Annotated in this window: 13 protein-coding genes; 3 read left to right on the top strand and 10 right to left on the bottom strand. The window is 43.8% G+C overall.

All coding sequences use genetic code 11. From position 1 onward, the window contains the following. Nucleotides 1-63 precede the first annotated feature (63 nt). Together ON01_RS16460 and ON01_RS16455 are read right to left on the bottom strand one after the other, a co-directional pair. Nucleotides 64-759, bottom strand: coding sequence for a response regulator (locus ON01_RS16460; RefSeq protein WP_010532111.1), 696 nt, complete (start codon nucleotides 757-759; stop codon nucleotides 64-66). Between the two features lie 109 nt (nucleotides 760-868). Next, the gene (locus ON01_RS16455) at nucleotides 869-2,008 is read right to left on the bottom strand and encodes a sensor histidine kinase (protein ID WP_010532110.1); all 1,140 of its coding nucleotides are present in this window, start codon (nucleotides 2,006-2,008) and stop codon (nucleotides 869-871) included. A 148-nt stretch (nucleotides 2,009-2,156) separates the two neighbouring features. Here ON01_RS16455 and ON01_RS16450 point away from each other — a divergent pair, with 148 nt between their 5' ends. Further along, on the top strand, nucleotides 2,157-2,789 hold the full coding sequence (locus ON01_RS16450) for a YigZ family protein (RefSeq protein WP_010532109.1): 633 nt from the start codon (nucleotides 2,157-2,159) through the stop codon (nucleotides 2,787-2,789). 167 nt (nucleotides 2,790-2,956) lie between these two features. On the opposite strand, the gene nagB is transcribed toward ON01_RS16450, so the two are convergent. From nagB to ON01_RS19325, 6 genes are all read right to left on the bottom strand, one after another. Beyond that, nucleotides 2,957-3,682 (bottom strand): glucosamine-6-phosphate deaminase, encoded by a 726-nt coding sequence (nagB, locus tag ON01_RS16445; RefSeq protein ID WP_010532108.1) that lies wholly within the window; start codon nucleotides 3,680-3,682, stop codon nucleotides 2,957-2,959. 5 nt (nucleotides 3,683-3,687) lie between these two features. Continuing rightward, entirely contained in the window at nucleotides 3,688-4,851 is a 1,164-nt protein-coding gene (nagA, locus tag ON01_RS16440; protein WP_010532107.1) for an N-acetylglucosamine-6-phosphate deacetylase, read from the bottom strand. 284 nt (nucleotides 4,852-5,135) lie between these two features. Next, nucleotides 5,136-5,279 (bottom strand): hypothetical protein, encoded by a 144-nt coding sequence (locus tag ON01_RS19665; RefSeq protein WP_175284971.1) that lies wholly within the window; start codon nucleotides 5,277-5,279, stop codon nucleotides 5,136-5,138. A 175-nt stretch (nucleotides 5,280-5,454) separates the two neighbouring features. Next, nucleotides 5,455-5,949: a VanZ family protein gene (locus ON01_RS16435; protein ID WP_010532106.1), complete on the bottom strand. Its 495-nt coding sequence runs from the start codon at nucleotides 5,947-5,949 to the stop codon at nucleotides 5,455-5,457. A gap of 193 nt (nucleotides 5,950-6,142) precedes the next feature. Beyond that, a complete protein-coding gene (locus ON01_RS16430) occupies nucleotides 6,143-6,475 on the bottom strand; it encodes a helix-turn-helix domain-containing protein (protein ID WP_010532105.1) in 333 nt (110 codons plus the stop codon). Nucleotides 6,476-6,543: 68 nt separating this feature from the next. Beyond that, the gene (locus tag ON01_RS19325) at nucleotides 6,544-6,681 is read right to left on the bottom strand and encodes an anti-repressor SinI family protein (protein WP_010532104.1); all 138 of its coding nucleotides are present in this window, start codon (nucleotides 6,679-6,681) and stop codon (nucleotides 6,544-6,546) included. A 359-nt stretch (nucleotides 6,682-7,040) separates the two neighbouring features. Between ON01_RS19325 and ON01_RS16425 the strand changes: the two genes are divergently transcribed. Together ON01_RS16425 and ON01_RS16420 are read left to right on the top strand one after the other, a co-directional pair. Further along, nucleotides 7,041-7,982: an LCP family glycopolymer transferase gene (locus ON01_RS16425; protein WP_010532103.1), complete on the top strand. Its 942-nt coding sequence runs from the start codon at nucleotides 7,041-7,043 to the stop codon at nucleotides 7,980-7,982. Nucleotides 7,983-8,105: 123 nt separating this feature from the next. Continuing rightward, nucleotides 8,106-10,139 (top strand): penicillin-binding transpeptidase domain-containing protein, encoded by a 2,034-nt coding sequence (locus ON01_RS16420; protein ID WP_010532102.1) that lies wholly within the window; start codon nucleotides 8,106-8,108, stop codon nucleotides 10,137-10,139. A 116-nt stretch (nucleotides 10,140-10,255) separates the two neighbouring features. On the opposite strand, the gene ON01_RS16415 is transcribed toward ON01_RS16420, so the two are convergent. Then, entirely contained in the window at nucleotides 10,256-12,127 is a 1,872-nt protein-coding gene (locus ON01_RS16415) for an OPT family oligopeptide transporter (protein WP_010532101.1), read from the bottom strand. A gap of 231 nt (nucleotides 12,128-12,358) precedes the next feature. Next, entirely contained in the window at nucleotides 12,359-13,378 is a 1,020-nt protein-coding gene (locus ON01_RS16410) for a hypothetical protein (RefSeq protein ID WP_425357517.1), read from the bottom strand. Nucleotides 13,379-13,435 lie beyond the last annotated feature (57 nt).

Below are 13,435 nucleotides of genomic sequence, written 5' to 3'. Positions count from 1 at the left end.
ATCAAAAAAACTCTGCAGCCAAAAGACTGCAGAGTTTTCATTTACTCCGAGAAAAAGGTGCGGTTAGCTCTGCACCTCAACCCACCCTTTGCGAATAGCTGAAACGACCGCCTGTGTACGGTCATTAACGTTCATTTTTTGCAAAATATTGCTGACGTGATTTTTGACGGTTTTTTCGCTGATATATAGCCTTTCGGCGACACCCCGGTTGCTTTTCCCATCAGCCAGCAGCTGCAACACTTCACATTCGCGACGGGTCAGCAGGTGAAGAGGCTTATGATACTCGACACCGGTTTCGGATACAGTCGTTGTTATGCTTTCATCTGCCAGACGGCGATATTCCTGAACGAGATTGTGTGTCACTTTAGGGTGCAGGTATGAACCTCCTTCACGGACAACTTTGATCGCTTCTATTAACGCGTCTGAATCCATCTCTTTTAATAGATAGCCCTGTGCGCCGGTTTTTAAAGCATGTGTTACATAGCTTTCATCATCATGGATCGAGAGGATGATAACATAAGTATTCGGGAATTTTCTTACGAGGTCAGTTGTAGCCCGTACCCCATTTACCTTTGGCATATTAATATCCATCAATACAATATCCGGTTTATGCTGCCTGACCAGTTTGGAGGCAACATTGCCATCATCGCCTTCTGCAATAACTTCAAAGGAAGGCTCGAATTCCAGAATGCGCTTGACACCTTCACGAAATAACTTATGATCGTCTATTAGTACAATTGTTGTCCGTTTTTTACTCATCAACTCTTCCTCCCGAGTTATTACTCTATTAAATTCAAAGGTTACCCTATTACAATTCAAACATCATCTTAATTTCAGTATACTTTAAACTTTACAAAATTCAACATTTTTACGAACCGATGTACGGTACTTGTATGGCAATGTTTGTTCCTTCACCTATCGTTGAATTTACCGACAGGGAACCATCCAGCATTTCGACACGTTCCCGCATCCCGATTAATCCAAACGAATTCTCTTGTTTTAATGTGGGATCAAACCCTTTCCCATTATCTTTAACAAGCATTTCTATTATTGACGGTTTTATCCCCAGTTTCACATCTATTAACGACGCGTCAGCATGTTTAACCGCATTTTGTAAAGCTTCCTGCATTAAACGGAAAAATGCAATTTCATATTTTTGTTCCAAACGTCTCTCCTGGCCGGATGTCGCAAACCCAACTTCAATATCATTGTAGTCGGCAACCGTGGCTGCATATTTCTTCATGGTGGGAATCAGCCCCAGATCATCCAGTGCCATAGGCCGGAGATCATATATGATGCGCCGTACTTCATACAGAGACGAACGTATCATTTTTCGAACACTTCTGATTTCACATAGCGCTTCATCCATTGTTCCTTCGCGGAATGTCCGGTCAACCAGTTCCGAACGAAGCAGAATATTCGCCAACATCTGAGCGGGACCATCGTGAATTTCCCGTGAAATTTTTCGGCGTTCGTCTTCTTGTGCTTCAATAATCTTTAGCCCGAATTCCTGTTTTTCCCTGGCTTCTTCAATCATTTCATTAACCTGTCTAAAATCATCTTTTAAGTATGTGAGAACGGCTGTTATTTTGCCCGCCAGTCCTTCCGACCTCTGAATCGTTTCATCCAATGAACGCAGGCGGCGCTCTAGATCGTCCCGCTTATCACGCAGGACTTTTTCTTCCTGACGCGAAATGGCGAGTTTTGTCTGCATGGCGTGCGTATTTTCATAGACTTCACGGATTTCACTTTCCGAATGGTGGTCGAACTCGCTACTAACCTCGGACAAACGCTGTCTGGAAAACTGCACTTTCTGTTCCAGCTCGTCCCCATCGCTGATATGTTTAGTTACTTGCTCTTTCGTTTCCTGTAAATCTTTTTCAAGCTGTTCATAGTCTTTCCGTGCTTCTTCACTGATGTTAAAAATTTCATCTTTGCTGTTCTGCACCATGTCGATCACGTCATCAACCACATGGTCCAGTGCTTTTTCTTCCAGTTTTTGTGCCATCGATCCCACCAGCCTATGTTATAATAGTTCGGAAACATGTTGTCGTTTATAGGGGCTTTTTTCATACTTCATGTAATATTTTCCTAAAAATTCAAGTCCCACCATATCTTACTATCCAGTATAATACCTCCCGGGAGGCAAAAAAAACATGCTATCTAACTATTATACCGTAAAAAAAGAAGATTTTGATCAAATAGTCATACAAAAGTCCCGATTTATTGGGTATGCTAAACGTGTCGAAACTGAAGCGGAAGCAAAAGCTTTTGTTCAAGAAATTAAAAAGAAGCATCATGACGCGACACATAATTGCTCCGCGTACATGGTCGGCGAACATAACCAGATTCAGAAGGCTAATGATGACGGGGAGCCGAGCGGGACTGCAGGGGTGCCGATTTTGGATGTTCTGAAAAAGCGGGATTTGAAAGATACCGCTGTTGTGGTGACGCGTTACTTTGGCGGCATCAAGCTAGGAGCCGGCGGTTTAATCCGGGCATATAGCAGCACCACCTCGCAAGCGATTCAAACGGCCGGTGTAGTCAAGCGCAGACTGATGCAGGGAATTTTGGTCACAGTCGACTATTCACTGCTTGGAAAACTGGAAAATGAACTGCGCAATTCGGACTATATCCTCGATTCGGCAAATTATCTTGACAAAGTGGAATTTATCGTATACGTGCCCGACGGCGAGGAAGAAGCCTTCCGGACATGGGTGGTTGAGCTGACTAGTGATCAGGCAGCATTTGCCGATAAAGGAATTGCGTATGTGGAGATTGATGTATAACAGGACGAGGGTTTGGGTTTCGGGCTGAAGTTTGATCTCTCGGGCTGAAGTTTGATCTCTCGGGCTGAAGTTTGATCTCTCGGGCTGAAGTTTGATCTCTCGGGCTGAAGTTTGATCTCTCGGGCTGAAGTTTGATCTCTCGGGCTGAAGTTTGAAGAGGCACTGTCTCAAAGTTTCGACAGTGCCTCTTCGTCTGCAATCAATGTGGCGTTATCATGCTGTTGCAAGATGGATGCCGGAAATTCCTCGGTTATCTCACCCCTTACGAGCTGTTTAACCGCATCGGCCTTCTTCTCACCGGAAACGAGCAGTACAATCCGTTTACTTTCCATAATCGAGCCGATTCCCATTGTCAACGCTTTTTTCGGAACATCATCAGGGGAATTGAAAAAACGTGCATTGGCTTCCCGCGTGGATTCATCCAAATCGACAACATGGGTGCGGCTGTCAACCGGCGTGCCCGGTTCATTAAAGCCAATATGCCCGTTCAGCCCAAGCCCCAGCACTTGCAAATCGATATAGCCAGCGCCCTTGATAAGAGCTTCATAATCACGGCATTCTTTTTCAAGATCATCCGCAACGCCGTTGGGCAAATAAGTCTGTTCATCAGGCAAATCAATATGGCTGAATAGTTTCTCATTCATATAATACCGGTAACTGTTCGGATCATCAGTTGCCAGACCGACATATTCATCAAGATTGAACGTGGTAACGTTAGCAAACGACATATTGCCTTTCTTGTATTCTCCAATCAGCTGATGATAAAGGCCTTCCGGAGTCGATCCTGTCGCCAGCCCCAACACTGAACTATCGAATTGTTTAATCTGGTTACGCATGATTTCACAGGCTCTTTCACTCATTTCAACATAATCTTTCACACGAATAATATCCATCCACTTCACCTCCCCTGATATGCAATTACGCCGCGGCATATTGTATATTTAATGTTCAAATCATTATCAACGAGCAGCAAATCCGCATCCTTGCCAGGCTTTATACTGCCTTTTCGATCAAAAACACCGAGCTGTTTCGCCGGGTTTTCCGACGCCATCTGCAAGACACTCTGTATCGATGCATCCTTTAACTGCAGCATTTGCCGGGCGCCCTCTGCCATTTTTAAAATACTGCCGGCTAATGTGCCATCCTCGAGTACAGCGCGATCTTCCGTGACGGTTACAGGCTGCCCGCCGAGTTCGTAGTTGCCCGCCTGCAAGCATTTCGCACGCATCGCATCGGTTATCAGGATCAGCCGCTCACTCCCGACATTGGAATAGATCAGCTGGAGCATTTCCGGGGAAACATGAATGCCATCAGCAATCAGTTCTGCCCTTAGTTCCTCCAGCCGAAATGCTGCTCCAACCGCACCAATATCACGGTGGTGGATGCCATTCATTGCATTGCAGAGATGTGTCAGTTGCCGAAGACCATGCGGAATTGCCTTCTTGATGGCCTCAAACCCGGCATCCGTATGCCCCGCCGAAACATTTACACCTGAAGCATGCAAATATGCAATGAATTCTCCTGTGTCATCATGTTCCGGCGCCATGGTAATCGTCCTGATTGAATTACCTGACAGCTGCTGCCATTTTTTAAATTGACCGATATCTGGTTTCTTAATATGTTCCAGCGGCTGGGCGCCTTTCTTGCTTACTTCGATAAAAGGGCCTTCTAGATGTACCCCAATCACCTCGGCCTTATCTTGTTTCGATTGGTAAGCGGCCACATTTGCCAGTGCCTTATTGATGTTTTCCGGAGCTTGGGTAATGGTTGTTGCCAGAAAGCTTGTTGTCCCTTCAGCGGGGAGCGCCCCAGCCATCGTGTCCAGCGCTTCTTCTGTGGCATCCATGACATCCGCCCCAGCTGCTCCGTGTATATGCCCATCAATAAATCCGGGGATAAGGTTCAGCCCCTGCCCGTCTATTACGCCTGCATTTTCCGGCGGTGATTGTGCATCTGTATGTATCGCTTTTATGTTGGTACCTTCTATTAATAATGCTCCATGCATAACACCATATTCTTCGGTGAAAATGGAAGCATTTTTGATATAAACGGTGCTTTCCAATCATCTCATTCCTTTATCCCGCATGTAATGGACAGTAACCCGCCGAAAGACGGCGGCTAACTCTCCCTAAATGCCCGATTCTGTTCAACTAACATTCAGTGGGAAAAACGCCCACTGATTGAAGTTTTACTTTATCCCTTTACTGCAGATAATGTAGCATACCGAGTGCAGTGCTGTCCATTTTTATATCGCCTAGGCGCTATAAGGCTTGCTGTCAGATCAAGTATATTTCCCATACCACATATAAAGACTGCATCTTCGCCAGAAAATGCAGTCTTTGTTCATTAATGATTTGGTGTATACGACTTATTACCTGATAATTCGCTGACTAGTTTTTGGATCATTTCTTCTGCTGATTGAATTTTTGCGTTTTCTGTTTCTTTGATTAACTTTTCCATCAAATGTCTATATCGCTCTTGCTCTGCCATTTATAAAACCGCCTTTTAAATGTGGTCAAAAACGCCAAACATCGATCCATGATCTATTGTATACTATCAGGCGTTTTCTGACATATTTTATTAGTTTTAATAGAATCATACCACATTTTGCAGGATGATGTTGTCGAAATATGTCACATTCATTGTTTTCCTCACACTTATTTCGTCATGAGGCAGTGTTTTTTGTCCGGTAACGCTGAAAAAAGAATAATAGAATCGCCGCACTTAGGGCACCGACACCATCTAACAGAACGTCGCCAAGGTAAGGTGTGCGGTTTGTTGTGAAACTTTGATGAAATTCATCTATAGTAGCATATGCAGCTGTCAGCAAAAATGATAAGGTTAACGCTCCCAGAAGTTTCAGCCCGATTGTCTTGGCTACAGCCGTAAAAAATAAACACATCAGGATAAAGAAAACACCGAGATGGGCACCCTTCCGAATAAAAAATTCAACCAATCCTTCCACACCTAAAGCCGCAACACTCACTTCAGACTGATGATATGTAAATGAAATCCAATCAAGATATGGCACCAGAAAGGATAGATCAAACGCTCTTTCCATAAATGGCTTCATATCCTGTTCCTCATATGGTTGTGCCGACGAATAAAAGATAGCACCCATCCATAATATCGGCAGCAGCCAGTATATATATTTCTTCATAATCTATCTCCTCACGACGCGTGCCAGCGTCCAGGTATTAAAATATGATAATTAATCCCTCTCAGAAACAGCATTAAAAAACCGCAAGCCTCAACTTCACGGTTCTAATAGAGGTTGTTCAAAAAGTCCGGTAACAATCACACATCGAATTTCGTCGATGGCTGTTTTCCTCATTTTTGAACACGCACTAATATCAGTTATTTTGCTGATTCCGCCATTTATAAAAATCGAGGTACTCTTTAAACTGTTCTTTTGACACGCCTGAGTCCATCGCCTCCCGGACAATCTGCAGCCATTCTCCATCTAACGATTCTGATGATTCATAGAGATGATCTTCGCGGATTAGGTTATTCGCCGGAACACCCAGAACAGAACTGACTTTCTCGACGAACTGAATGGATGGATTTGTCTGAAGGTTTCGTTCAATGGAGCTTAAATAGGATTTTGCAACACCTGCTTTTTCTGCAAGTTCGGATATGGACATTTTCTTTTCCTGGCGCAATTGTTTAATCTTTTCACCTATCAACACATACACCTCTTTCATCTTAAATTATATCACAAAAAGGTGTACGGTTCTATATTGAGCACGTCAGTTTATGAAGAATGACATGTTTTTGGATTTCTATCCAGCATCATGCGCACATCGTCAACAGTTAGCCCGATACGTTTAGCCTCTTTTATCAGTTCGACCCATTCCTGATCAATTGCCGCATTTTCATTCATCCTCAACATAAGCAACCTCCAATCAAATTTCCAGTCGGTCCTCAATCCCAACACCATACTTTGGGCCTGCATCTTATATGTATGCTATCCCCCGAGCAAGCTCCCTTATATCTATGACTATAGTACTATATTTCCGTTAATATTTGAACGTCTTGTTTTGTCAAATTGGGACGAGTTTTGTCATGTTAAAACAAAATTTTACCAAATTGGGTATTATGACTCAGGTGTCGTACTTGAAATGTGATCTGAGATGGCATATAGTCAAAATTATAATGAAACTTCAAGTAGCACTCATACGTCTATAAAGAGAAAGAATTTTATTTCCAAACATAAATTCGCAGTCAATTAATCTGAAGAGGAGAATCCATTTGAGCTTACGGGTTGAAAATAAACGCAAGAAACGCCGTAAATGGCCGTACTGGGTCGGGGGCATTATATTATTGTTATTATTAATTACCGGGTTAGGATTGGTGTACATATACGATAAAGTCAGCGATACAGCTGAAACGATGCACAATCCACTGCCAAGGGATAATGACCCTGAACGGAAAAAGGAACTTGAGTCAACTTTCAATGAAAAGAAATCGGTTAATATTTTACTGCTTGGTGTCGATGAACGCGAAAATGACAAGGGGCGTTCTGACACGATGATTCTGGTATCGATGAATCCAAATACTGATTCCATGAAAATGCTCAGCATCCCCCGCGATACACGGGTTAATATACCAGGTCATGGCCTGGATAAAATCAACCATGCGTATGCATTTGGGGATATGCAGCTGTCCGTGAATACAGTAAACCAGACGCTAGATGTTCCTGTCCACTTTTACATTAAGGTGAACATGGAAGGCTTCAGGCAAGGCATTGATGCCCTGGGTGGGATTACCGTCACAAATGACCGTGCATTTTCACAAGGCGGTTATGATTTCCCGGCAGGCGACATAACTTTGAATGGTGACGAAGCTTTAAATTACATTCGCATGCGTAAGGACGATCCTCGAGGAGACCTAGGCCGAAATGAGCGTCAGCGCAGCGTTATTCAAGCAGCGATCGACAAAGGCGCGAGTTTCTCAAGTATCACGAAAGTCACGAACATCCTTGATATCGTCGGTGATAATGTCAAAACTGATCTGACTTTCGACCAGATGCAGACGTTGTTTTCCGATTACCGGCAGACCCGGAGCACGATTGACTCTATGGAAATAAGCGGAAGTGGCCAATATATTGGCGACATATGGTACTACATTGTGTCAGATGATGAGTGGGGCCGTGTCACAACCGAACTAAAAAACCACATGGAAGCAAGGTAAAAGTTAACCCTAATGACTTTCACCTTTTTTCTAATGAAATCGTAGGATAAGTGCCCCGCATTGTTTGCATGTTTTCGTATAGATGACGTGATATACTAAATAAAGGGAGATAGAGGGGATTGCATGAAAAAAATAGCAATATTATTTTCTTTTTTTCTGCTGCTTATAGCCACCGCGTGTTCAAATAACGAACCGACACCACAGGAACGCTTTGAAAAATATATCAATCACTGGAACAACCAGGAATTCACCGAAATGTATAAGATGATTAGCTCAAACTCGGAAGAGACATACCCAACCGAGGATTTTGTTGACCGATACGAAAATATTTACAGTGATTTAAACATATCGAGCCTTCAGGTATCTTTTGAAAACCTATCTGAGGAGCAAATGGAAACCGCTATGGATGAAGGGACAGCACAGTTTCCTTTTACCGTTGAAATGGAATCGATAGCCGGCCCAATATCATTTGATTATGAAGCAACACTTATCAGAGAAGAAAGCGGAGAAGACGACTCAGACGAAAATTGGTTCGTCAAATGGAATCCCGGGTTTATTTTCCCCGAGATCAAGGATGGTGCTGACATACGGCTGGAAACGACCGAACCGAAGCGAGGCGAGATACTCGACCGTAACCGGATGCCATTAGCACTTAATGACACAGTAAACGAAGTCGGTATTGTACCGGAAAAATTGGGTGATGATCCGAAGCAGGCGAAACAAGAAATTGCTGACTTACTGGGGATTTCAGTTGAAACCATTGACAGCAGCCTGAATCAGGATTGGGTAAAACCAAATATGCATGTACCGCTCAAAAAATTACCGCCGTCTGCAGAGAATACGGTGAGCCAGTTACTCGAAGTTGATGGTGTCTCCATACGCGAAGCGACCGGCCGAGTCTATCCACTCGGCGAGGCAGCCTCGCACCTTACCGGCTATATCAGCCAGGTGACGGCAGAGGATCTTGAAGAACTTGACTCTGACAAATATGATTCAGAGGACATGATTGGACAACGCGGTCTCGAGTCGTTATTTGAGGAGAGACTTAAGGGTGAAGAAGGGGCTAAGATAAGTGCCGTCAGGGAAAACGGAGAAGAAACTGTTATTGCTGAGAAAGAGGCGGAAAACGGCGAAAATATCGTGACAACCATCGATGCTGAGGTCCAGGAAACGATCTATGAATCTTATGGTGATGATACCGGTACTGCTGCCGCTATCAACCCTAAGACCGGGGAAACACTCGCGCTGGTCAGCAGCCCGGGATTTGCCCCTAACAAGTTTTTATATGGCATTTCCCAGTCTGAGTATGATGAATTACAAAACGATCCGAAAAAACCGACACTGAACCGATTTTCTGCAACATTTGCCCCCGGCTCAGCCATCAAACCGGTAACGGCAGCAATTGGCCTGAATAACGGAAGCATTGTACCCGGTGAAGGCATGGAAATAAATGGCCTGACGTGGAGCAACGGTGAAGGCTGGGGCGATTATGAGGTTCGCCGTGTGAGCGAGTCGAACGGACCGGTTGATATAACTAACGCACTTGTCCGCTCCGATAATATTTATTTTGCCAGAAAAGCAGTCGAAATGGGCAGCGATAAATTCGTTAATGGTCTGCAGCAATTTGGGTTTGGTGAAGATTTGCCATTCGACTACCCGATAACAGCATCTACTATATCATCGAGCGGCTCGATTAATGATGAGGTATTGCTTGCCAATACGAGCTATGGCCAGGGAGAGATTGAAACTAGTTCCCTCCATTTGGCATTAACCTATACCCCGTTATTAAACGATGGCAATATGCTCAAACCAACATTGCTGGCCGACACCGAAAAAGGGCAGGTCTGGAAAGAAGGACTGATAAGCAGTGATCATGCCACACTGATTCAAGAAGCACTCCGTGACGTGGTTGCCGCTAATAACGGAACCGCCAAACAAGCGCAGGATGCAGATTTTCCAATTTCCGGCAAAACTGGGACAGCGGAGCTCAAACTGACTGATGAAGAAGAAAACGGTAAGGAAAATGGCTGGTTTGTCGGGTATCCTTCTGAAGATCAGGATATCTTAATCGCCATGATGGTTGAAAATACGCAGGATAAAGGTGGCAGTGGTTACACCGTTGAAAAAGTAACCGATATTCTAAAAGAGGTTAAATAGAAATGAAAGAAGTCTGCCGGTCCATATCGGCAGACTTCTTTATTTACACATATGACACTGTCTATTAAATAGGAGTCATCCTTATAAAAGGATGGCTCCGGGAAAAATGCGTTTCTTTATTTAGCTGGCTTTTTATTAGCCATGCGGAACAGATACCATGCTACAATACCGATCGCAATCAAGGAAGCCCAAGGTCCGAAGATTGTTTCTTCAGGGAAGACGACTCCAGCTGTTACGGCTAATGCTACAATGACACCCATTAACGCTTCACCGGCTATATAACCGGATGCAAGCAGAATACCGCGCTCATTTTTCGCTTCAAATTCTTCATTGTTTTTCGACCGGCGTTTTATGATGCCGCTGATAATACCGCCAAGCATAATTGGTGCTGTCGTATGAATAGGCAGGTACAGTCCGACCGCAAATGGCAGAGAGCCGATACCAAACAATTCAACTGTCGCGGCAGCCGCAGCACCTATAAAGATTAGATTCCATGGCAGATCACCATTCATGATACCATCAACAATCATTGACATCAGCACGGCCTGTGGTGCAGGCAACTCTTCTGAACCAAACCCATACGCATTATCTAGTAAAATCAGAATAAAGCCAATAACAATACTCGTAATCAAAACACCGTATAGCTGAGCAATTTGCTGCCATTTAGGCGTTGCACCAACGATATAGCCAGTTTTCAGATCCTGTGAGGTATCACCTGCAATTGCCGCTGCAATACACACAACCGAACCGATAATAATAGCTGTCGCTGCCCCTGCTTGTCCGGTCTGGCCGATAGCAGAAAGCACAAGTGAAATAAAAATCAATGCACCAATCGTCATACCGGAGACAGGGTTGGAAGAACTTCCGACAACACCGACAATCCGGGATGATACGGTCACGAAGAAGAAGCCAAAAATAAATAATAGGATGGCTCCGACAACACCAACATTAATGGTTGGATAGAACAATAAAATGCCCATAAATACAACTGTCAGGGTAACAATTAATGACATCGGGATGTCTCTGTCTGTCCGAAGATCGGTTGTGTCACCGGATGCTGAGAAACCTTTAATCGAACCTTTGAACGATGAAACAATCGTCGGCATTGTTTTAATCAATCCCATAATACCGCCGAATGCTACTGCACCGGCACCAATGTAGCGAAGATAATTATCCCAGATATCATGAAAGCCCATTTCAGATATCGGCACTTCACCTGGATAAATCGGAGTGGTAGTGACATCACCAATAAAACTGATCAGCGGAATAATACCGAGCCAGCCCAGGACACCACCTGCAAACATAACACCAGCAATCCTTGGCCCGATGATATAGCCAACACCGAGCATTGCCGGCAATGTATCCATACCGATTGCTGCGTTCTTAAATTTGTAAATTTCCCATTCAACAGATGAAGGGAAAGCTTTGACTGCATCCGTCAACAGCTTAAATACTGCACCGATGCCAAGACCGCCCATTACCAGTTTAGCACCTTTACCACCCTCTTCACCGGCATGAAGTACCTCGGCACATGCGGTACCTTCCGGATATGGGAGCGTTTCATGCTCATTGACAATCAATGCACGGCGGAGTGGAATCATTAGCACGACACCTAAAATGCCGCCTGCCAATGCAATAATGGCAATCGTCGTCAAACTTGGCTCCAATTGCCAGATAAACAGCGCAGGCAATGTGAAAATGACACCTGCAGCGAGCGACTCACCCGTCGACGTGATCGTCTGTACAATGTTATTTTCCAAAATGGATGTACGCTTCATAATAATCCGCAGCACGGCCATAGAAATAACCGCCGCCGGGATTGATGCAGATACCGTCATCCCGACAATCAAGCCTAAGTATGCGTTGGCTGCACCGAATACAATCGCAAGGATCGCACCAATAACCATGGCCACCCATGTGAATTGAGGCGGATTTTGGGAAGCCGGCACATACGGCTTGAATTCGCCTTTATTATTCTGTTTTGACATCGTAACACTCCTTATAATTCTAATTGTTAAAATGAAGTCTATTTCGTATCAATGTTAAGAAAATTGATAAAAGTAAGTAAAATTATCAAAAATAGAAATTCCTTACTATGGGGACATAGTAAGGAATGGGCACTTCATTTTACTATCAGCACAAGACAACAAAGGCGTTGTATTGTTCAAAAATCATACCATACTTTTTAATTTTAGAAAAGAAACAACTATTAATTTCCATTAATTGCGAATTGATAGCGCACATTGGGCAACATCATCGTCTGAAATAGCAGCCATGAACTGGTCCTCTATTGCTTGTCGTTTTTCGCCGGCCTCTTTCAAATAACGGATGCCCTCTTTCATACACGATTTGTATTGAGCATTCGTATTATAAATTTCCGTTTCAAATTTCTCATCTGTCCCGGCGGCAATAAATTCATCATATAAGTCGACGATGTTGTCACTTTCCTTCTGCGGAAAAAATTCATGCGGATCCGTACTGTCAAAAATACAAAAATCCAACTCACGAACAAGTACCATATCAACACTATTTGGATCGAAACTGCAGTAATACATCTCCACATCCAAACCGTTACCTGCGCATGCTGCTGCAATCCTTTTCATAAACGTGGACTTCCCTGTACCTGCCCGGCCCTTAATATAGTGGACATTTTTTATATTCTTAACAAGATGCGGCACCACATTCACCACACCATCGGCAGTGTTTGTTCCAAAAAGTCGCGTGTAAGTATGCGGCTGTCGGTTCTTCTTTGGAATATCTTTAAGTAAATCATTGATGAATTGTTCCGCGAACTTATCCGCATGACCAAAATCCATTTGATTAATGTATATGTCCTCCAGCTCATCGTGGATTTTCAAGCCTTCTGCAAAGCTGTCGTATGCTTTTTGGGTAAGTCTATTGACTGCCGATAATTCCTGTTTCTTTGCCGGAAAAGAGTTTGTCAGATCAAGAGTTTCAGTGCTCATGGTCGCCACATTCGCATCGATGAATGCTAGGGACTTTTCAGAAATAATGATACCGTCAAGATAGTCATTGCCAAGCGCGCTTTCAAGTATCTCCAGATTGCTGTTTTTGTACAGTTCAGCCAACTTTTTAACGATGGCCGTTTTCAACCGGGCCGATGGATGCTTTAGTGCAATAACCTGATTAATCTTATATAGATTAGTGTCAAGGTGATTGACCAGACCTTCAGCTGTGTTACCAGTGACATAGTAATGCAAGTTTGGCAAAGCGGTCACTCCCTTTCTTGAAGAAATAACAGTGCTGCCTATTTAGCTTATGCGTGTTTAAAATGA

The organism is Lentibacillus jeotgali (assembly GCF_000224785.1).
GTDB classification, from domain to species: domain Bacteria; phylum Bacillota; class Bacilli; order Bacillales; family Amphibacillaceae; genus Lentibacillus; species Lentibacillus jeotgali.
Note: the sequence above shows the minus strand (reverse complement) of the source record. Positions and strands in the feature narration are given on the sequence as shown.

What these genes read in the sequence shown, in the direction of transcription:
- ON01_RS16460 (WP_010532111.1), bottom strand. Translation starts at nt 759, where the DNA reads ATGAGTAAAAAACGGACAACAATTGTACTAATAGACGATCATAAGTTA.
- ON01_RS16455 (WP_010532110.1), bottom strand. Translation starts at nt 2,008, where the DNA reads ATGGCACAAAAACTGGAAGAAAAAGCACTGGACCATGTGGTTGATGAC.
- ON01_RS16450 (WP_010532109.1), top strand. Translation starts at nt 2,157, where the DNA reads ATGCTATCTAACTATTATACCGTAAAAAAAGAAGATTTTGATCAAATA.
- nagB (WP_010532108.1), bottom strand. Translation starts at nt 3,682, where the DNA reads ATGGATATTATTCGTGTGAAAGATTATGTTGAAATGAGTGAAAGAGCC.
- ON01_RS19665 (WP_175284971.1), bottom strand. Translation starts at nt 5,279, where the DNA reads ATGGCAGAGCAAGAGCGATATAGACATTTGATGGAAAAGTTAATCAAA.
- ON01_RS16435 (WP_010532106.1), bottom strand. Translation starts at nt 5,949, where the DNA reads ATGAAGAAATATATATACTGGCTGCTGCCGATATTATGGATGGGTGCT.
- ON01_RS19325 (WP_010532104.1), bottom strand. Translation starts at nt 6,681, where the DNA reads ATGTTGAGGATGAATGAAAATGCGGCAATTGATCAGGAATGGGTCGAA.
- ON01_RS16420 (WP_010532102.1), top strand. Translation starts at nt 8,106, where the DNA reads ATGAAAAAAATAGCAATATTATTTTCTTTTTTTCTGCTGCTTATAGCC.
- ON01_RS16415 (WP_010532101.1), bottom strand. Translation starts at nt 12,127, where the DNA reads ATGTCAAAACAGAATAATAAAGGCGAATTCAAGCCGTATGTGCCGGCT.